Origin of the sequence: Micromonospora sp. HM134 (genome assembly GCF_007833915.1) — a bacterium.
GTDB lineage: Bacteria > Actinomycetota > Actinomycetes > Mycobacteriales > Micromonosporaceae > Micromonospora > Micromonospora wenchangensis.
Genome location: NZ_CP041061.1, coordinates 5,510,690 through 5,529,494 on the forward strand (window position 1 = coordinate 5,510,690; position 18,805 = coordinate 5,529,494).

Below are 18,805 nucleotides of genomic sequence, written 5' to 3' on the forward strand. Positions count from 1 at the left end.
CGTAGCCGGGCAGCGAATCCCCGGGCAGCACCCCGACCCGGGTCACCTGCCCGACCGTACGGTCACCGACGGGTGCCGGCCGGCGGGCCGACCAGCCGACGGCGAGCAGCACCGCGCCGACGGCGAACACCGCCGCGGTGACCAGCCACCGGGCCGGCCGGGACGCGACCGCAGCCGGGTCGCCGGTCGCCGGGGCGTCGTCGCCGTCCACCCCGGGGTCGCCCGACGGGTCGTGCCGCACGGTCAGTCGCGCAGGATCGTCAGCGCGCGGGCCAGGTCGTCCGGGTACTCGCTGACGAAGGTCACGTCGTCGCCGGTGCGCGGGTGGGCGAAGGTCAACGACCTGGCGTGCAGCCACTGCCGGCGCAGTTCGAGCCGGGCCGACAGGGTCGGGTCGGCGCCGTAGGTGAGGTCGCCGACGCAGGGGTGCCGCAGGGTCGAGAAGTGCACCCGGATCTGGTGGGTACGCCCCGTCTCCAGCCGGACGTCGAGCAGGCTGGCCGCCGGGAACGCCTCGATCGTGTCGTAGTGGGTGATGCTCGGCTTGCCGTCGGAGACCACCGCCCAGCGGTAGTCGTGGTGCGGGTGCCTGTCGATCGGGGCGTCGATGGTGCCGCGTGACGGGTCGGGGTGCCCCTGGACCACGGCGTGGTAGCGCTTCTCCACCTCGCGGTACTTGAACGCCCGCTTGAGCGCGGTGTACGCCTGCTCGCTCTTGGCCACCGCCATGATCCCGGTGGTGCCCACGTCGAGGCGGTGCACCACGCCCTGCCGCTCGGCGGCCCCGCTGGTGGAGATCCGGTGCCCGATCGCGGCCAGGCCGCCGATGACGGTCGGGCCGGTCCAGCCGGGGCTGGGGTGGGCGGCCACCCCGACCGGCTTGTCCACCACGACGATGTCGTCGTCGGCGTAGACCACGGTCAGCCCGGGGACGGCCTGCGGGACCACGGTCGGCGGCGCGACCGGGGCGGGCAGCGTCACCTCCAGCCAGGATCCGGCCCGTACCTTGTGCGAGTTCTGCCGGGCCGCGCCGTCGACGAGGGCGTCCCCGGCGTCGACGAGCGCGGCGGCGGCGGTGCGGGAGAGCCCGAACAGCCGGGACACCGCCTGGTCGAGCCGCATGCCGTCGAGGCCGTCCGGGACGGGCAGGGACCGGTGGTCGCCACCGGTGGCGGTGGAGGTCATGCCCGCTCCCGGGGTTCGGCGTCGGTCGGCGCGGTCTCGGCGGGCACCGGCCCGGCGGGCGGCCCGGTCGTCGCCGGGGCGGCGGCGTCGCCCTTGGCCCCGATCCGCCGCCCGTCGCGTTGCCGGCCGGTCAGCTCCAGCAGCACGGCCAGCAGCACCCCGGAGACCAGGCAGCTGTCGGCCAGGTTGAACACCGGCCAGACCTGGCCGTACGGGTCGAAGAGGCTGACCATGTCCACCACGTGCCCGACGAAGTGGCCGGGCGCGCGGAAGATCCGGTCGGTGAGGTTGCCCAGCGCCCCGCCCAGCACCAGCCCCAGCGAGACCGCCCAGGGCAGCGAGCGCAGCCGCAGCGCCATCCAGGTGATCCAGCCGACCACCCCGATGGTGATCAGCGGGAACACCCAGGTGTGGTCGGCGCCGATGCTCCACGCCGCGCCGCTGTTGCGGGTCAGGGTGAGGTAGACCGCCCCGCCGAGCAGGCGGACCGGCGGGCGGTCGTCGAGCAGTTGCAGGGCGAGGTGCTTGGTGAGCAGATCCGTCAGCAGCGCGAGCAGCGCGATGCCGACGAGGAGCACGACCGCCCTGCGGCGGGGCGTACGGCCGGCCGGCTCGGTGGTGCCGGGTCCGGCGGTCGGTGCTGTGGTCATCGACTCCCCATCGACTGTCCCGACGACGCAGGTCCGCCGTCTCGCGAGGTCACCGGGGAGCGGACGTCAGCGCCGCTCCTCCAGCTGCTTGCAGGTCACGCAGAGGGTCGCCGACGGGAAGGCGGCGAGCCGCTCCACCGGGATCGGGTTCCCGCACCGCTCGCACCATCCGTAGCCGCCCTCGTCGAGCCGCTCCAGGGCACGCTCGACCTGGGTGATCCGTTCCCGGATGCTGTTGGCGAGGGAGATCTCCTGCTCGCGCTCGAACGTCTTGGTGCCGGTGTCGGCCTGGTCGTCCCCGGCCGAGTCGGTCAACCGGTCGCGCTGCAGCTCGGTGATCTCGCTCAGCGTCTGATCGTACTCGGCACGCAGCTCGTCCCGTCGGGCCGCCAGGGCCGCCCGGATCTTCTCGGTCTCCGCCGTGCTGCGGGTGGCCTTCGCCGTCGGTTTGCGACCGGCGGTCCTGGTGTCGGCTGGCTTCGCCATCGTCAGCTCCCTCAGCCGCGGGACGCGGCGCTCGGCGGTGCCCGGACAGGGTCCGCCGACGTGGCGTCCCCGGGTAACAAAACGGGCGCACGGCAACGGTGGCCGCGCACTCCGGAGGTTGGCAAGAATACGGAACGTACAGGCGTCCGACAACGTGCCGCACTGTCGTACCGCTATTCAGCCCCTAATAACCGCTAATTGGGGCAAAACGAAGACTAGCAGATCAGCCGTCCCGATCCTCGCCGTACTCGCCGAACCACCTCGCCAGGCGACCCCGCCGGCTGACCGCCCGCAGCCGCCGCTCCGCCTCGTCCCGCACCCCGGCGGTCGCCACGATCAACATGCTGTCCCCGGTCTTGAGCCGGGTGTCCGCGCCCGGCACGAACCCCACCCCGTCGCGCAGCACCAGGGTCACCGACGCGCCCACCGGCAACCGCAACTCGTCCACGTGCACCCCGGCCAGCCGGGACCCCGCCGGCACCTCCAACTGGAGCAGGTCCGCCCGCATCCGCTCCAGCGGAGCGGTCTCCACCCGGATCTCGGCCGGCTCGGCGGGGGCGGTCACCCGCAACCGGCGGGCGGCCGGCGCGAGCGTGCCCGCCTGGAGCACCGTGAAGATCACCACCAGCACGAAGACCGCGTCGAACAGCCGGTCCGCCCCGGGCACCCGGGCCGACAACGGGATGGTGGCCAGCACGATCGGCACCGCGCCACGCAGCCCCGCCCAGGACAGGAAGAGCTGCTCGCGCAGGCCCACCCGGAACGGCAACGCCGACACCAGCACCGACAGCGGCCGGGCCAGCAGCAGCAGGGCCAGCCCGGTCACCACCGCCGGCACCAGCGCGGTGTGCAGCCGCTCCGGCGTGGCCAACAGCCCGAGCAGCACGAACAGCCCGATCTGGGCCAGCCAGGCCAGCCCGTCGGCGAACCCCAGGATGGCCTGCCGGTGCGGCAACCGGGCGTTGCCGAGCAGCACCCCCGCCACGTAGACGGCGAGGAACCCGGAGGCGTGCAGCACCGCCCCGGCCGCGTACGCCAGCACGGTGAACCCGACCGCGGCGATCGGGTACAACCCGGACGACGGCAGTGCCGCCCGGCGCAGCGCGAACCGGCCGGCCAGCCCGGCGGCCAACCCCACCGCCGCACCCACCCCCAGCTCGTAGCCGACCAGGAAGACCTCGAACCACCACGGGTGCTCCACCGGCCCGGTGCGCGACAGCAGCACCACCAGGATCACCACCGGGGCGTCGTTCATGCCCGACTCGGCCTCCAGGGCGGCCACCAGCCGGGGCGGCAGCCGCAGCCGGCGCAGCGTGGCGAAGACCGCCGCCGCGTCGGTGGAGGAGAGCACCGCGCCGTAGAGCAGCGCCAACCGCCAGTCCAGCCCGAGCAGCAGGTGCACCACGAGACCGACGACGACGATGCTGACCAGCACCCCGACGGTGGACAGCGCGCCGGCCAGCCCGAGCACCGGGCGCAGGGTGCTCCACCGGGCGGTGAGCCCACCCTCGGCGATGATCACGATCAGCGCGCAGAACCCCAGCATCCGGGTCAGCTCGGCGTCGTCGAACCGGATACCCAGCCCGGCCTCGCCGATCGCCACCCCGAGCGCGAGATAGACCAGCAGACTCGGCACGCCCAGCCGGGTGGAGAACCGCACCGCGCCGATCGCCACCAGCAGCACGGCCGCCCCGAGGAGCAGGGCGAGATCCAGTCCCGGCGTCACGGGCGCCCCACCCGGGGCCCCGTCACCCGGCCGATCCGTCGCGCAGCCGCCGCAGCAGCGCGGTGACCTCCGGCGTCGCCCCGTCCACCAGGAAGAGCTTGTCCCGGCTGGCCACGCCGGTGCGCAACGCCACCGCCGCCGGGCGGACCCCCAGCGCCCCGGCCAACGCCCGGCGGGCCGCCTCGGTGGCCCGGCCGTCCACGGCCGGTGCGGTCACGGCGATCACCAGGGCGGGCCCGTGCGGGCCGGTGAAGCAGCCGCCGACCCGGGGTCGGGACGCGCCGGGCTTGACCCGCACCGCGACGGTCACCGTGTCGTCCGTGGGCATCGACACCGGCCTCAGCGGGGGTAGGTGTCGGCGAGCAGGGCGGTATCCGGGTTGCACAGACCGCACGGGGTGAACCCGAGGGCGACCGCCTCGTGCACCGGCAGCGGCTCGTGGTCCCGTTCGATCAGGTGGGCGCAGGAGAGCAGATGGTAGCGGGGGTGCCCGTCGACCACCCGCACCTCGGCGTCGAGCTGGGCCACCCGGGCGGCGTCGGCGGGCGGGACCCGCTGGGCCGGCGGGTCCCACGGCGACTCGGCGTCGTCCGGGTGCTCCCAGGGTGGCGCGAGATCGTTTCCGGCCGCCCAGGCCGGGTCGTCCGCCGGGTCCCGCCGCGGGTCGTCCGGGTCGGGCCGGTCGGGACCGGTGGTCGGGTCGGGGGCGCGGTCGGTCGCCGGGTCGGCGCGGCCGGAGGTCGTCCGGTCCGGCGCGGCGGACACGAGGACGGGCTCCCAGGGGGCCTCCGCGTCGGGCTCCCAGGCACCGGCGTCGGGCCGGGTGGACAGGTCGACGGGGTCGCCGGACACCGGCGCGCCGGGTGGTTGCCGCCACCCGGCGTCACCGGTGCCGAACGTCGTCGCAGGGTACGTCGTCGGTTCGTCCGACGGCGTGGTCGCGGCCGGCGGGGTGGTCGGGCGGGACTCCGTCGCGCCCCGACCCCGCGCCTGCGCCTGGTCCGCCGCCCTCGCCCGGGTGACGGCTGCCTGGCGGGCACCGGCCACCAACGCGACGGCGGCCAGCAGACTGGCCGCGATGGAACTGATCAACAACGTGCTGGAGCCGTCGACGAGACCGAACGCCAGCAGGACGACCGCGACGAGGATGAGCAGCAGACTGGCGACTAGCACGGCTCACCCCCGCCGCGTCGTGGGTCGTGGCTGGGTCGGCGACCGTCGGGGGACGGCCGCCGACCGTGGATCAGCGACCTGCTTCGAGGGCGCCGGAGCGACCGCCGCCGTACGAGCCGGCGAGGCCGGCCGCGGCGAGGCCGTTGCCGCCGACGGCACGGGTGCCCTCGGCGCGGGTCATCTCGGCCTCAAGGCCCTGACCCCGACCGTCGAGGTCCCGCAGCTGGCTCTCCAGGTACGCCTTGAGCCGGGTGCGGTACTCGCGCTCGAACTGCTTGAGCTCCTCGATGTGCTTCTGCAACGCGGTCCGCTTGGCGTCCAGGCCGCCCATGGCCTCCTGGTGCCGCTGACGGGCGTCGCGCTCCAGCGCGTCGGCCTTGGCCCGCGCCTCGCGGGTGACCTCCTCGGCCTTGGAGCGCGCCTCGGAGAGCAGCTGGTCGGCCTCCCGACGGGCGTCGGAGACGTGGTCGTCGGCGGTGCGCTGGGCCATCATCAGCACCCGCAGCGCCTGCTGCTCGCCGTCGCCGCCGACGGCCGGGCCACCGGTGGTGCGGACCTGCTCCAGCTCGGCCTGCATGGCGCGGGCGGCCTGCTCGGCGGCGGCCTTGTCGCGCTGCACCCGGTCGAGCTGGGCCTTGACGTCGTTGAGCTCCGCCGCCAGCCGGGCATCGCCACCGGGGCCGGCAGGGGCCCCACCACGACCGCCGCGCTCCACCTGGGCGCGCAGCTCGTTGTTCTCCTCGATCAGACGGGCAAGCTCACGCTCGACCTCGTCCAGGAAGGCGTCGACCTCCTCCTCGTCGTACCCCCGCTTGCCGATCGGCGGCTTTTTGAAGGCGACGTTGTGCACGTCGGCCGGTGTCAGCGGCATCGAAACTCCTCGGGTCAGTTGCGGCCGCGAAAGCGCGCGCTGGTCAGGAGAAGTTCCTGATCAGCGGATCTAACACAAACCTCATCAGCACGAACAGGATAACCAGGAGCACAAGGGAGGCCAGGTCGATGCTCACGGTACCAATTCGCAGTGGGGGGATCACCCGCCTCAACGCCTTGAGAGGCGGATCAGTGACGCTCCACACGGACTCGAGTCCGGCGGACGCGCCACGCCCCGGTTGCCACCGACGACCGTACTGGAGGACGGCACCGAGAACGAATCGGGCCAACAGCACGATAAGGAAGACGTACAAGATCAGGTAGAGCAGCTGGAACATGATCGACAACACGGCAGCGACGTCCCTCGGTCGGGTGGACTTAGCTCAGGGAGAAAAAGCCGCCCTCAGCGATCTTGGCTTTGTCCTCCGCGGTGACCTGGACGTTGGCCGGTGAGAGCAGGAACACCCGGTTGGTCACGCGCTCGATCGTACCGCGCAGCCCGAACGCCAGCCCGGCGGCGAAGTCCACCAGCCGGCGGGCGTCGGCCTCGTCCATCTCGGTGAGGTTGATGATCACCGGGACGCCGTCGCGGAAGTGCTCGCCGATGGTCCGCGCCTCGCGGTAGGTGGTCGGGTGCAGGGTGGTGATCTGGTAGCGCTGTTCCTCCTCGGCCACCACCGGCCGCTCCCGGGGCGACGCCTGCGGCGCCAGCGCGAGGTTGTCCCGGGTGTGGTAGCTCAGCGCGCCCGAGGTGTCCGCGCCACCGGACCGGGTGATCGACCGGACGCTGGCCCGCTCCGGGCGCTCCGGCCGCTCGGCGCGTTCCGGACGCTCGTCGTCGGCCCGGTCGGCCTCGGCGAGCCGGCTCGACCGCTCGGTCAGCCGGCCCCGGTCACCGAGGCGCGGACGCGGCGCCGGCGGCTCCTCCGCGTCGTCCTCGTCGTCGTCGGCGAACTCCTCGGCGTACCGGCTCGACCGGTACCGCGACTCGCGGTAGCCGGGCTTGTCGTAGCCCTCGTCGTAGCCCCGCTCGTCGTCCTCCTCGACGAGACCGAGCCAGACCCCCGCCTTGCGCAGTGCACCCATCCCGCGCCCTTCCGTCCGCCGTGCGGCACGCACCCCCGTGCCGTGTCGCCATGATCGCGAGTGGACTCCATGCCCACCGGATCAGAGCGGCAATCCCCGACGTGCGATTCGCGGCTCGCCCGTCGTGGCCCCCGACCGGGGGCGCCACCCCTGAACAACACTGATGTAATTTGCTTCTATCGCGGTCAGGCTACCGCAGCGTGGAACGCATTCCGAGCAACGCGCTGCCGACGCGGACATGTGTCGCGCCGTACCCGATGGCCGCCTCCAGGTCGCCGCTCATCCCGGCGGAGAGCACGGTGGCCGTCGGATACCCGACCCGGAACGCCGCCGCCACCTCGGCCAGCCGGGCGAACGCCCGTTCCGGTTCCCAGCCCAGCGGCGCCACCGCCATCAGCCCGGCCAACCGCAGCGCCCCCGCGCCGGCCAGCGTCTCGGCCACCGGGCCGAGCCCCCGGTCGGGGTCGACCGCGTCCGGCAGGGCACCGCCACGCGCCGGGTCACCGTCCAGGCTGACCTGCACCAACGTCTCCAGCGGACGGTCCCGGCCGGCGTCGGCCGCCGACGCCAGCGCGCGGGCCAGCCGGACGCTGTCCACGGAGTGCACCACGTCGGCGTAGCGCACCACCGAGCGGGCCTTGTTGCGTTGCAGCTGACCGATGAAGTGCCAGCGGACGTCCGCGCCGGCCGCCGCCACCTCCTCCGCCTTCGGCGCGGCCTCCTGGTCCCGGTTCTCCCCCAGGTCGGTGACCCCGAGCCCGGCCAGCGCGACCGCGTCGCCGGCCGGGTACGTCTTGGTCACCGCGATCATCGTCACCCCGGACGGGTCCCGGCCGGCGGCGGCGCAGGCGTCGGCGATCCGGGCCCGCACCGCGGTCAGCCCGGCCGCGAGCGCGGCGCGGCGGTCCGCACCCACCGGATCGGGCGCAGCGGTCATCGGCCGGCCCGCCCGGTCGGCGACGCGGTGGCGCGACCAGCCGGGGACCCGCCCGACGGGGGCGGGGCGGCGTGGTCGCCCGCGTGGTTGTCCGTCATCGGCGGGATCAGGAGCCGTTCTTGAGGAAGTCGGGCACGTCGACGTCGTCGAAGAGCACCCGGCGCGGCGACTGCTGCGGCGGCGGCATGGACGCCGGCGCGGTGACCGCCGGGGCCTGCGGCGTCGGCTGGTTCTGGTTGCTCTTGCGCGGTGACTCGGACGCCTTGTACGCGGGCGTGCCCCCGTCGAAGCCGGCGGCGATCACGGTGACCCGCACCTCGTCGCCGAGCGCGTCGTCGATGACCGCGCCGAAGATGATGTTGGCGTCCGGGTGGGCCGCGTCGGTGACCAGCTGCGCGGCGTCGTTGATCTCGAACAGGCCCAGGTCGGAGCCGCCGGCGATGGACAGCAGCACCCCCCGCGCGCCGTCCATGCTCTGCTCCAGCAGCGGGCTGGAGATGGCCGCCTCGGCCGCCTCGACCGCCCGGTTCTCACCCCGGGCGCTGCCGATGCCCATCAGCGCGCTGCCCGCCCCGCTCATCACGCTCTTGACGTCGGCGAAGTCCAGGTTGATCAGACCGGGCGTGGTGATCAGGTCGGTGATGCCCTGGACACCGGAGAGCAGCACCTGGTCGGCGGTGCGGAAGGCGTCCATCATGCTGATCCCCCGGTCGCCCAGGGCCAGCAGCCGGTCGTTCGGGATGACGATCAGCGTGTCGCACTGGTTGCGCAGCTCGTCTATCCCCGCCTCGGCCTGCACCTGGCGGCGCTTGCCCTCGAAGGAGAACGGCCGGGTCACCACGCCGATGGTCAGCGCGCCGAGCTTGCGGGCGATGTTGGCGACCACCGGCGCGCCGCCGGTGCCCGTGCCGCCGCCCTCGCCGCAGGTGACGAAGACCATGTCGGCGCCCTTGAGCACCTCCTCGATCTCGTCGCGGTGGTCCTCGGCGGCGTTCTTGCCGACGTCGGGGTTGGCGCCCGCGCCGAGCCCCCGGGTCAGTTCCCGGCCGACGTCGAGCTTGACGTCGGCGTCACTCATCAACAGCGCCTGCGCGTCGGTGTTGATCGCGATGAACTCGACGCCCTTGAGCCCAACCTCGATCATCCGGTTGACGGCGTTGACGCCGCCGCCGCCGATGCCGACGACCTTGATGACCGCCAGGTAGTTGTGCGGAGGTGTCATCTCCGGTCCTTTCCCTTCGAGATTGGCTCGCACCGCCCCGGTACGGCGTGGCCCAGACCGGTGGTCGACGAGCTGTCACCAGCGAGGATCAGAGGTGAACCCTAACCCTCTACTAGAGGCTTACAGTTATGTCAACCACTGGTCCTCTTCGGGGCAACGTAAGCGCCCCCACGCCGAGAGCCAAGGACCCCACCGGCGTGTCGCCGCCGGGAGCGTAACGACTCACGTTCGCTGCGGACCTCACCGGAAGGTCACCACGTCCGGCGCGCTCACGTCGATCGTGTCGGCCTTCCGACCGAGCAACGCCGTCGCCACCCGCGCCTTGTCCTCGCCCCGGGTCGCGTCGCCCCACACCACCGTCCGCCCGTCGCGCAGCGTCAGCCCGATCCGGGCCAGCCCCTCGACGCCCACCTCGACCAGCACGGCCCGCAGCTGCGGGGTGAGGACGGCCAGCACCTGCAACGCCGCCCGGGTGCCCGGATCGTCCGGCCCCGGCGTGGCCAACCGCACCACCGGCAGTCCCTGCGGGGCGCGGGGCAGCTCGCGGAACACCACCCCGCTGCGGTCGAGCACCACGAACCGGTCGTCGCGCGGCACCGCCGCCACCCCCGTACGCTCCACCACCGTCACCACCAGCGTGTCCGGCCAGTCACGGCGGACCGTGGCCCGCTCCACCGGGGGCAGCCCGCCGATCCGCCGGGCCGTCGCCGCCAGGTCCACCCGGGCCAGCGGCACCCCGTCCGGCACCGCCGCCGCGTCACGCACCTCGACCGGGGTGACCAGCCGGGCCCCCTCCACCCGGACCTCGCGCACCCCGAACAGGCCGGAGCCGAGCACCGTCCAAGCCACCAGGGCGGCGAGGACCAGTACCCCGGCCAGCACCGCCCAGGGCAGGGCGGCCCGCATCCGCCGCTGCCGGGCCCGCGCCATGAACCGCCGGGTGGACGGCGGAACGGCGTCGCTGCCGGCCCGCACGAGCTGCCAGCGCCGCGCCGGGCCACGTCGGGGGCCGCCGTCCGCGCCCGCGGCACGACCGGTACGGCCCCGGGCCGGGCCCGGACTCATCCGGTGGTGAAGGCCGTGCCGTCCCGACCCGACCCGGTCGCCGGCCCGGTCACCCGGGCGGTCAGCGCGTCGAGCAGCTGGTCGCCCAGCAGCGAGATCGGCGGAGCCCCCATGGTCACCACCACGTCGCCGGGACGGGCCCGGCGGGCCACCTCCACCGGCGCGTCGTCCCAGGAGTCCACGAAGACCTTGTGCGCCGCGTCCAGCGGCACCGCCGCCAGCAACGCCACCGACCCCTCACCCGGCTGGCGCAGCTCACCGGGGCCGAAGACCTCCAGCAGCACCAGCTCGTCGGCGATGCCCAGGGCGGCGGCGATCTCCGCCTGGAGATCGCGGGTGCGGTAGAGCCGGTACGGCTGGAAGACCACGATCAGCCGGCCGTCGCCGGCCACCTCCCGCAGCGTCTGCAGGGCCAGCGTCATCGAGGTCGGGTGGTAGGCGTACTCGTCGTAGACCAGCACCCCGTCGGCGACGCCCTTGCGCTCGAAGCGCCGGCGGACCCCGGGGAACGCGGCCAGCGCCGCCTCCGCCGCCGCCACCGGCAGGCCTAGCAGGTGGGCGGCGAGCACCGCCGAGGCGCTGTTGAGCCCCATGTGCCGCCCCGGCACCGGCAGCCGGATCTCGCCCAGCGAACGGCCGTCGAGCGCCGCCAGGTACCGCACCCCCTGGGCGGACGAGGCCATCTCGGACAGCCGCAGGTCGGCGTCGGCCGCCTCGCCGTACGTCCAGACCCGCCGGCCCTCGGCGCGCAGCGTCTCGGCCAGCCGCCGGCCGCCCGGGTCGTCGGCGCAGGTGATGACGTACCCGGCCGGGTCGGTGAGCCGGGCGAACTCGGCGAAGGTCGCCTCCAGGGTCGCCAGGTCGCCGTAGGTGTTCAGGTGGTCGGCCTCGATGTTGGTGATGATCGAGACGAACGGGCGGTAGATCAGGAACGACCTGTCGCTCTCGTCCGCCTCGACCACGAAGTGCTCGCCGGTGCCGTGGTGCGCCCCGGAGCCCACCTCGGAGATCTCCCCGCCGATGACGAAGGACGGGTCGACCCCGGCCTGCTGGAGCACCATGGTCACCATCGAGGTGGTGGTGGTCTTGCCGTGGGTGCCGGCCACCGCCACCGTCCGCCGGCCGGTCATCGCCGCGGCCAGCGCCTCGGAGCGGTGCAGCACCCGCAGCCCGCGCCGCCGCGCCTCCACCATCTCCAGGTGGTCCTGCGGGATGGCCGAGGAGTAGACGACGGTGTCCACCCCGTCGAGGTTGGCCGCCTCGTGGCTCATGTGGATGGTGCCGCCCAGCGCCCGCATCCCGGCCAGCGACGGCCACTCGCGCAGCTCGCTGCCGGAGACCGGCAGGCCCCGGGTGAGGAAGAGCCGGGCCAGGCCGCTCATGCCGACCCCGCCCACCCCGATCAGGTGGATCCGGCCCAGGTCCTCCGCGGTGAGCGTGCCGGCCGGGGTGAACTGCGCGGTGTTCATGCCAGGTACCTTCCCGTCGCGCTGGACCGGCTCACCGGGCCACCGCCTCGTAGACGAAGTTGAGCAGGGCCACGTCGCCGTCGCGTCGCCCGTACGCGGCGGCGGCGGCACCCATCGCGTACAGCCGCTGCGGGTCGCGCAGCAGGGGCAGCACGGTGCGCTCCAGCCAGGCCGGGGTCAGCTCGGCGTCGTCGACGAGCAGCCCGCCGCCGGCCTCCACCACGGGCAGCGCGTTGCGCTTCTGCTCCTGGTTGGAGTGCGGGTACGGCACGTAGATGGTGGGCAGCCCGATGGCGGCCACCTCGGCGCAGGTCATCGCCCCGCCCCGGGCCAGCATCAGGTCGGCGGCGGCGTAGCCCAGCTCCATCTCGGACAGGTAGGGCAGCGCCACGTACGGCACCGGCAGGTCGGTGGGGATCGGCACCGGCTCGTTGCGGGCGCCCATCACGTGCAGCACCTGCACGCCGTTGCGGGCTAGTTCCTTGGCCGCGCCGGAGACCGCCAGGTTGATCGACCGGGCACCCTGCGAGCCACCGGCGACGAAGAGCACCGGCAGGTCGGGCCGGAGTCCGAAGTGGGCGCGGGCGGCGGCCCGCATCGCGTTGCGGTCCAGCCCGGCGATGCCCCGGCGCAGCGGCACCCCGACCACCCGGGCGTCGCGCAGCGCCTCGGCCTGGGCCGGCTGGTGCGGGAAGCCGACGGCGATGTTCTTGGTGAACTTCATCCCGAGCCGGTTGGCCACCCCCGGCGGGACGTTCACCTCGTGGATGACGATCGGCATCTCGCGCCGCCAGGCGGCCAGGTAGCCGGGGACGGAGACGTACCCGCCGAAGCCGACGACCACGTCGGCGGCGACCTCGTCGATCACCTTGCCGGCGGCGCGGGCCGCCTTCCACATCCGGTCCGGGGTGCGGACCAGGCCCATGTTGACCGAGCGGGGCAGCTGGTAGGCGGGGATCTGCCGCAGGTCGTAGCCGGCCGACGGGATCAGCTCGTTCTCCAGGCCCTTGGGGGTGCCGAGGCAGGTGATCCGGACGCCCGGGTCGTGTCGGCGCAGGCAGTCGGCGAAGGCGAGCAGCGGGTAGATGTGCCCACCGGTGCCCCCTCCACAGAGCACCACCGAACGCAGCGGACCCATCAGCGTCTCCTCTCGCTCGCCGGCCCGCCCCGGGTCCGGTCCTGCCGGACGCCGCGCGGTACGGCCTGATCGTCGGGTCGCCGCCCGCGCGCCCGGGGTACGGACCCCGGGGCAGCCGGTGGCGACGCCGGTCGGCTCCGCGCACCGGGAAGCGGCGGCAACGGGGCCCAGACTAGTCGGACCCATCGGGCGGGCGGACGGGCGTGCAGGGCCCGGGCCGCGTCGGGCTCGGCGCGGGCGAAGGAGGCGAGCATGCCCACCGCGGCCAGGGTGACGACCAGGGCGCTGCCGCCGTCGGAGATGAACGGCAGCGGCACGCCGGTCAGCGGCAGCAGCTTGGTCACCCCACCGATGTTGATCACGGCCTGGCCGACCAGCCAGGCGGTGACCGCGGTGGCGGCGAGCCGGCGGAACGGGTCGGCGACCCGGCGGGCGATCCGCAGCCCGGTGTAGGCCAGCACGGCGAACAGCACCAGGATGACGGTGCAGCCGACCACGCCCAGCTCCTCGGCGATGACGGCGAAGATGAAGTCGTTGTGGGCGGCCGGCAGCCAGCCGAACTTGACGCTGCTCTTGCCGAGGCCGACGCCGAACCAGCCGCCGTGCTCGATGGCGTTGCGCGCCTGGACCATCTGCCAGCAGGCGTCCTCGACGCACTTGGCCGGGTCGGGCGTGTCGAGGAACGAGGTGAGCCGGGCCAGCCGGTAGTTCTCCTGGCCGCGCGCCCCGGAGCCGGCCCCGAGCGAGGCGACGGCGACCAGCAGGCCGATGCCGGCCAGGCCGACCGCGGACAGGGCGGCGAAGACCCGCAGCCGCACCCCGGCCGCCCAGAGCAGCCCGACCACGATGGCCAGCAGGCAGAGCATGCTGCCCAGGTCGTTGTAGCCGACCAGCACGAACAGCAGGCCGACCACCGGGAACAGCGGGGTGGCCAGCTCCCGCCACCAGCCCAGCGCGGCGCCCTTGCGGGCGATCACGTGCGCGCCCCACAGCACCAGCGCCAGCTTGGCCAGCTCGGCGGGCTGCACCTGGATCGGCCCGAGATAGAGCCAGAGCAGGTTGGCCCGCAGCGGCCCGAGGGACTCCAGCCCGAACAGGGCGTCCAGGGCCACCAGCAGGTTGAGCACCAGCAGCAGCACCACGGCGCCGCCGAGCAGCGGCCGGCCCAGCGAGCGGAAGGTGGTGGCCGGCAGCCGCTGGCAGGCCCAGAACGCGACGATGCCGATCACCGCGAAGATGGCCTGCTTGGTCACCGAGGCGGCGGCGTCGCCGGCCTCGGCGTAGTCGCGCACGCTGGTGGCCGAGAAGACCATGGTCAGGCCGATCAGCAGCAGCAGGCCGGCGCTGGACAGCAGCAGGTAGTAGGAGGCCAACGGGCGGGCCAGCAGGCCGCGCAGCGCCGCCAGGCCGCCGGCCGGGCCCAGCCCGGACAGCCCGCCGGGCGGGTCGGCGGTACGCCCCGTGCCCGCGGCCCGCCGCGGCTGGGTCTCCGTCGTCGTCCCGGTGCTCGTGCCTCGGTCCTCCCCCACCCGCCCATCATCGCCGCTGCGGGCGGCCCGTTCCGGCCGTTCCCCCCGGTCGGCGTGTCGAAATACGAAACGGGGGCCCCTCCGGTAGGAGGAACCCCCGTCCGTGGCCGTCCGGCCGGTCAGCCCATGCTGGCCAGGAAGTCGCTGTAGAACAGGCCCAGCGCGATGGCCACCCCGATGCCCGCGATGATCCAGAACCGGACCACGATGTTGACCTCGCTCCAGCCGGCCAACTCGAAGTGGTGCTGGAGCGGGGACATCCGGAACACCCGCTTGCCGGTGGTCCGGAACGAGATGATCTGGATCACCACGGACATCGTGATGATCACGAAGAGGCCGCCGAGGATCGGCAGCAGCAGCACCGTCCGGGTGGACATCGCCATCCCGGCGATCAGCCCGCCCAGGCCCAGCGCGCCGGTGTCGCCCATGAAGATCCGGGCCGGGGAGGTGTTCCACCACAGGAAGCCCACGCAGGCCCCGGCCGCCGCCCCGGCGATCAGCGCGATCTCCAGCGGGTCCCGGACGGCGTAGCAGTAGTTGTTCGGATTGGCGGTGTACGTCGGGTCGGCGCACCAGTGCCGGTACTGCCAGAACGCGATCAGCGCGTACGCGGCCAGCACCATCACCGAGGCGCCGGTGGCCAGCCCGTCCAGCCCGTCGGTGAGGTTGACCCCGTTGGTCGCCGCCATCACCACCATGATGATCACGATGACCGAGGCGACCTTGCCGATCTCCAGGGCCGGGATGTCCCGGATGAAGCTCAGCGTGGTGCTGCCCACGGTCTCGGTGTTGGTCGTCGCGCCGCTGGCGTCGGTCATGCTGCTCGGGAAGTACAGCGCGACCACCCCGAAGACCGCGCCCACCAGGATCTGCCCGAACAGCTTGCCGCGCTTGTTGAGCCCGCCGCTGTGCCGCTTGCGCACCTTGAGGAAGTCGTCGATGAAGCCGACCGCGCCGGAGAAGACCATCAGCCCCAGCAGCACCAGGGCGGTGATGGTCGGCTCGACCTGGGCGATCTGCGCGTCCGGCAGGGTGGTCAGGGCGAGGTGGCCGGCGACGTACGCGATCACCGTGGCCAGGATGAACACCACGCCGCCCATCGTCGGCGTGCCCTTCTTGCCCTCGTTGCTGGCCAGCCCGAGGTTCGATCGGATCGGCTGACCGGCCTTGAGCCGGGCGAACACCCTGATCGCCAGCGGGGTCGCCAGCAGCGACACCAGGAACGCCACCCCGATGGCGACGATGACCGCCCTCACGCGGCACCCCCCGCGCCGGTCCCGTCACCGGAGGCGTCGACCCGAAGCGCGTCGGCGACCTCCCAGGTCCGGTACCGGGAGCCCTTCACCAGGACGACGTCGCCCGGTCGTAGCTCGCTGCGCAGCACCTCGACGGCCGCCGCCTGATCGGTGAGCAGCACCGACTCTCCTCCCCAGTCACTTACCGCTGTCGCGCCCTCGTGGATCGGCGCGGCCGGCTCACCCACCACGAGCAGCCGGTCGACACCGAGTTCGGCCGCCAGCCGGCCGACCTCCCGGTGCCCCTCGTCCTCGTACGCGCCCAGCTCGGCCATGTAGCCCAGCGCGGCGAACGTCCGCCCGCCCCGGTGCATCCCGGCCAGCGCGCGCAGCGCCACCGCCGTCGAGGCCGGGTTGGCGTTGTACGAGTCGTCGATCACGGTCACCCCGTCGGGACGGGTGAAGACGTCCATCCGGCGGGTGGAGACCAGCCCCAGGTCACCCAGGGCCGCCGCCAGCTCGGCCAGCGGCATGCCCAGCTCGCGGGCGACCGCCGCCGCGGCGAGCGAATTGGAGACCTGGTGCCGGCCGGTCAGGCCGAGCCGCACCGGGGCGCTCCCCTCCGGGGTCACCAGGGTGTACGCCGGTCGCCCCTGCCCGTCCAGGGTGACGTCCACCGCGCGGACGTCGGCGTCGGCCGACTCCCCGTAGCGGACGACCCGGGCCACGGTGCGGGACGCCATCGCGGCGACCAGCGGGTCGTCGGCGTTCAGCACCGCCAGCCCGTCGGCCGGCAGCGCCTCCACCAGCTCCCCCTTGGCCAGCGCGATGTTCTCCACCGAGCCGAACTCGCCCAGGTGCGCCACCCCGACGTTGAGCACCACCGAGATCCGCGGCGGCACCACGTCGCAGAGGTAGCGGACGTGCCCGACGCCCCGCGCCCCCTTCTCCATCACCAGGTACCGGGTCTGCCCGGTGGCCTGCAACGCCGTGTACGGGTGCCCCAGCTCGTTGTTGAACGACCCGGGCGGGGCGACCGTCGGGCCGAGCCGGACGGCGAGCTGGGCGATCAGGTCCTTGGTGGTGGTCTTGCCCGACGAGCCGGTCAGCCCGATCACGGTGAGACCGGGCAGCCGGTCCACCACGGCGCGGGCCAGCCGGCCCAGCGCGGCCAGCGCGTCGTCCACCAGCACCATCGGCACCCCGGGCAGCTCCCGGGTGCCGAGCACCGCCACCGCGCCGGCGGTGACCGCACCGGCGGCGTAGTCGTGCCCGTCGACCCGCTCGCCGGGGAAGGCGACGAAGAGCGCCCCGGCGGTGACCTTGCGGGAGTCGAACTCGACCGGGCCGGTGACCCGGGTGTCCGGGTCGACGGCGTACAGCCGACCGCCGACCGCCGTGGCCACCTCGGCCAGGGTCAGCGGGATCACCGCTGACCCGCCAGGTCGCCGAAGCGGACGCGCAACGCCTCCGCCAGCTCGGTGCGGTCGTCGAACGGGTACACCTCGCCGGCGATCTCCTGACCGCGTTCGTGTCCCTTGCCGAGCAGCGCCACCATGTCACCCGGCTCGGCCAGCCGGACCGCCTCGGCGATCGCCGCCCGCCGGCCGGGCACCTCGATGATCCGGGCCGCCGCGGCGGCGTCGTACGCCCCGGCCAGCACCTCGGCCCGGATCGTCGCCGGGTCCTCGGTACGCGGGTTGTCGTCGGTCACCAGCACCACGTCCGCGCCCCGGGCGGCGGCGGCGCCCATCACCGGGCGCTTGCCCCGGTCCCGGTCGCCACCGGCACCGATGACGCAGATCAGCCGGCCGGTGCCGGTGTCGCGCAGGGCGGCCAGCGCGGCCACCACGGCGTCGGTCTTGTGCGCGTAGTCGACCACGCCGCGCACCGGGGCGTCCCCGCTGACCAGCTCCAGCCGGCCGGGCACCCCGCCGCAGGCGGCCACCCCGGCGGCGGCGGTCACCGGGTCGACCCCGGCGGCGACCAGGCAGGCGACGGCGAGCAGCGCGTTGGCCACGTTGTGCCGGCCGGGCAGGGCCACCCCGGCGGGCAGGACCAGGTCGTCGGGGCCGTGCGCGGTGAACCGCTGGGCGTAGCCCTCGCCGCCGACCCGGTCGGCCCACCAGGTGGCGGTCGGGTCGCCGGCCGCCGAGTAGCTGACCGTGGCCGGCCGGAACAGCGGACGCAACGCCGGGTCGTCGTGGTTGAGCACCTCGACCCGGCAGCGCCCGTCGAACAGCTTCGCCTTGGCCGCGAAGTAGTCCGCCGAGTCGGCGTGGAAGTCGAGGTGGTCGGAGCCGAAGTTGGTGTAGCCGCCGACGGTGAACCGGACCCCGCCGACCCGCCCCATCGCCAGGGCGTGACTGGACACCTCCATCACCACCGCGGTCACCCCGCGCTCCCGGGCGGCGGCGAGCAGGGCGTGCAGGTCGGTGGCCTCCGGGGTGGTCCGGACGCTGTCGGTCACCAGGTCGCCCAGCCGGGTCTCCACGGTGCCGATCAGGCCGGTGACGTGGCCGGCGGCCCGCAACCCGGACTCGATCAGGTAGGCGGTGGAGGTCTTGCCGGCGGTGCCGGTCACCCCGATCACGGTGAGCCCGTCGGTCGGGTCGCCGTAGACGGCGGCGGCCAGCTCGCCCAGGACCGCCCGGGGGTCGGGCGTCACCAGGACGGGCAGCCCCGTCGCGCCGGCCGCGACGGCACCGGCCGGGTCGGTCAGCACGGCCACCGCACCGGCCGTGGCCGCGGCGGCGGCGAACTCCGCGCCGTGCCGACGGGCCCCGGGCAACGCGGCGTACAGGTCGCCGGGGCGGACCTCCTGGCTGGCGTGGGTCACCCCGGTCACGACCAGCGCGGCGGCGTCGGCCGGCGGCGTCACGGCGAGCCGGTCGGCGAGGTCGCCGAGCCGGACTCCGGGCACGGTACGGGGGCGTGGATTGCCGGGCACGGCGTCAGACCCTACCCGGTCGTCCGGTTCCGGCCGCACAGCCGCCCCGATGGTTCGTCGGCACTCACCGATGATGTCCCGCCG

Annotated in this window: 18 protein-coding genes; all 18 read right to left on the reverse strand. The window is 74.1% G+C overall.

Annotation, left to right across the window (positions count from 1 at the left end):
- Positions 1 to 243: 243 nt before the first annotated feature.
- Complete coding sequence (locus tag FJK98_RS23710) at positions 244 to 1,185, reverse strand: RluA family pseudouridine synthase (RefSeq protein ID WP_145920972.1); 942 nt, start codon at positions 1,183 to 1,185, stop codon at positions 244 to 246.
- Complete coding sequence (gene lspA / locus FJK98_RS23715; RefSeq protein ID WP_145920973.1) at positions 1,182 to 1,835, reverse strand: signal peptidase II; 654 nt, start codon at positions 1,833 to 1,835, stop codon at positions 1,182 to 1,184. Before lspA ends, FJK98_RS23710 begins: the two co-directional genes overlap by 4 nt.
- Positions 1,836 to 1,901: 66 nt before the next feature.
- A complete protein-coding gene (locus FJK98_RS23720; protein ID WP_088643050.1) occupies positions 1,902 to 2,321 on the reverse strand; it encodes a TraR/DksA C4-type zinc finger protein in 420 nt (139 codons plus the stop codon).
- 223 nt (positions 2,322 to 2,544) lie between these two features.
- A complete protein-coding gene (locus FJK98_RS23725) occupies positions 2,545 to 4,047 on the reverse strand; it encodes a potassium/proton antiporter (RefSeq protein WP_145920974.1) in 1,503 nt (500 codons plus the stop codon).
- Between the two features lie 22 nt (positions 4,048 to 4,069).
- The gene (locus FJK98_RS23730) at positions 4,070 to 4,375 is read right to left on the reverse strand and encodes a DUF167 domain-containing protein (protein WP_145922957.1); all 306 of its coding nucleotides are present in this window, start codon (positions 4,373 to 4,375) and stop codon (positions 4,070 to 4,072) included.
- Between the two features lie 11 nt (positions 4,376 to 4,386).
- A complete protein-coding gene (locus FJK98_RS23735) occupies positions 4,387 to 5,220 on the reverse strand; it encodes a hypothetical protein (protein ID WP_145920975.1) in 834 nt (277 codons plus the stop codon).
- A gap of 70 nt (positions 5,221 to 5,290) precedes the next feature.
- Positions 5,291 to 6,091 carry a DivIVA domain-containing protein gene (locus FJK98_RS23740; RefSeq protein WP_088643047.1) on the reverse strand — a complete coding sequence of 267 codons (801 nt, stop codon included), beginning with the start codon at positions 6,089 to 6,091 and terminating at the stop codon, positions 5,291 to 5,293.
- Positions 6,092 to 6,134: 43 nt separating this feature from the next.
- The gene (locus tag FJK98_RS23745) at positions 6,135 to 6,440 is read right to left on the reverse strand and encodes a YggT family protein (RefSeq protein ID WP_088643046.1); all 306 of its coding nucleotides are present in this window, start codon (positions 6,438 to 6,440) and stop codon (positions 6,135 to 6,137) included.
- Between the two features lie 28 nt (positions 6,441 to 6,468).
- Positions 6,469 to 7,176: a cell division protein SepF gene (locus FJK98_RS23750; RefSeq protein WP_145920976.1), complete on the reverse strand. Its 708-nt coding sequence runs from the start codon at positions 7,174 to 7,176 to the stop codon at positions 6,469 to 6,471.
- 190 nt (positions 7,177 to 7,366) lie between these two features.
- On the reverse strand, positions 7,367 to 8,113 hold the full coding sequence (locus FJK98_RS23755; protein WP_145920977.1) for a YggS family pyridoxal phosphate-dependent enzyme: 747 nt from the start codon (positions 8,111 to 8,113) through the stop codon (positions 7,367 to 7,369).
- 106 nt (positions 8,114 to 8,219) lie between these two features.
- Positions 8,220 to 9,335, reverse strand: coding sequence for a cell division protein FtsZ (gene ftsZ, locus FJK98_RS23760; RefSeq protein WP_145920978.1), 1,116 nt, complete (start codon positions 9,333 to 9,335; stop codon positions 8,220 to 8,222).
- 240 nt (positions 9,336 to 9,575) lie between these two features.
- Positions 9,576 to 10,400 carry a cell division protein FtsQ/DivIB gene (locus FJK98_RS23765; RefSeq protein ID WP_145920979.1) on the reverse strand — a complete coding sequence of 275 codons (825 nt, stop codon included), beginning with the start codon at positions 10,398 to 10,400 and terminating at the stop codon, positions 9,576 to 9,578.
- Positions 10,397 to 11,869: a UDP-N-acetylmuramate--L-alanine ligase gene (gene murC, locus FJK98_RS23770; protein ID WP_145920980.1), complete on the reverse strand. Its 1,473-nt coding sequence runs from the start codon at positions 11,867 to 11,869 to the stop codon at positions 10,397 to 10,399. The genes FJK98_RS23765 and murC overlap by 4 nt, the downstream gene beginning before the upstream one ends.
- A 31-nt stretch (positions 11,870 to 11,900) precedes the next feature.
- On the reverse strand, positions 11,901 to 13,007 hold the full coding sequence (gene murG / locus FJK98_RS23775; protein ID WP_145920981.1) for an undecaprenyldiphospho-muramoylpentapeptide beta-N-acetylglucosaminyltransferase: 1,107 nt from the start codon (positions 13,005 to 13,007) through the stop codon (positions 11,901 to 11,903).
- Positions 13,007 to 14,413 (reverse strand): FtsW/RodA/SpoVE family cell cycle protein, encoded by a 1,407-nt coding sequence (locus FJK98_RS23780; RefSeq protein WP_145922958.1) that lies wholly within the window; start codon positions 14,411 to 14,413, stop codon positions 13,007 to 13,009. Before FJK98_RS23780 ends, murG begins: the two co-directional genes overlap by 1 nt.
- 242 nt (positions 14,414 to 14,655) lie before the next feature.
- Positions 14,656 to 15,792 carry a phospho-N-acetylmuramoyl-pentapeptide-transferase gene (gene mraY, locus FJK98_RS23785; RefSeq protein WP_088643039.1) on the reverse strand — a complete coding sequence of 379 codons (1,137 nt, stop codon included), beginning with the start codon at positions 15,790 to 15,792 and terminating at the stop codon, positions 14,656 to 14,658.
- Positions 15,789 to 17,201: a UDP-N-acetylmuramoyl-tripeptide--D-alanyl-D-alanine ligase gene (murF, locus tag FJK98_RS23790; RefSeq protein ID WP_145920982.1), complete on the reverse strand. Its 1,413-nt coding sequence runs from the start codon at positions 17,199 to 17,201 to the stop codon at positions 15,789 to 15,791. Before murF ends, mraY begins: the two co-directional genes overlap by 4 nt.
- A complete protein-coding gene (locus FJK98_RS23795; RefSeq protein ID WP_145920983.1) occupies positions 17,198 to 18,760 on the reverse strand; it encodes a UDP-N-acetylmuramoyl-L-alanyl-D-glutamate--2,6-diaminopimelate ligase in 1,563 nt (520 codons plus the stop codon). The genes murF and FJK98_RS23795 overlap by 4 nt, the downstream gene beginning before the upstream one ends.
- Between the last annotated feature and the right edge of the window lie 45 nt (positions 18,761 to 18,805).

Excerpts from the sequence above, each read along its gene's own strand:
- FJK98_RS23710 (WP_145920972.1), bottom strand. The coding sequence starts at position 1,185 with ATGACCTCCACCGCCACCGGTGGCGACCACCGGTCCCTGCCCGTCCCG.
- lspA (WP_145920973.1), bottom strand. The coding sequence starts at position 1,835 with ATGACCACAGCACCGACCGCCGGACCCGGCACCACCGAGCCGGCCGGC.
- FJK98_RS23720 (WP_088643050.1), bottom strand. The coding sequence starts at position 2,321 with ATGGCGAAGCCAGCCGACACCAGGACCGCCGGTCGCAAACCGACGGCG.
- FJK98_RS23730 (WP_145922957.1), bottom strand. The coding sequence starts at position 4,375 with ATGCCCACGGACGACACGGTGACCGTCGCGGTGCGGGTCAAGCCCGGC.
- FJK98_RS23740 (WP_088643047.1), bottom strand. The coding sequence starts at position 6,091 with ATGCCGCTGACACCGGCCGACGTGCACAACGTCGCCTTCAAAAAGCCG.
- FJK98_RS23750 (WP_145920976.1), bottom strand. The coding sequence starts at position 7,176 with ATGGGTGCACTGCGCAAGGCGGGGGTCTGGCTCGGTCTCGTCGAGGAG.
- FJK98_RS23755 (WP_145920977.1), bottom strand. The coding sequence starts at position 8,113 with ATGACCGCTGCGCCCGATCCGGTGGGTGCGGACCGCCGCGCCGCGCTC.
- ftsZ (WP_145920978.1), bottom strand. The coding sequence starts at position 9,335 with ATGACACCTCCGCACAACTACCTGGCGGTCATCAAGGTCGTCGGCATC.
- FJK98_RS23765 (WP_145920979.1), bottom strand. The coding sequence starts at position 10,400 with ATGAGTCCGGGCCCGGCCCGGGGCCGTACCGGTCGTGCCGCGGGCGCG.
- murC (WP_145920980.1), bottom strand. The coding sequence starts at position 11,869 with ATGAACACCGCGCAGTTCACCCCGGCCGGCACGCTCACCGCGGAGGAC.
- murG (WP_145920981.1), bottom strand. The coding sequence starts at position 13,007 with ATGGGTCCGCTGCGTTCGGTGGTGCTCTGTGGAGGGGGCACCGGTGGG.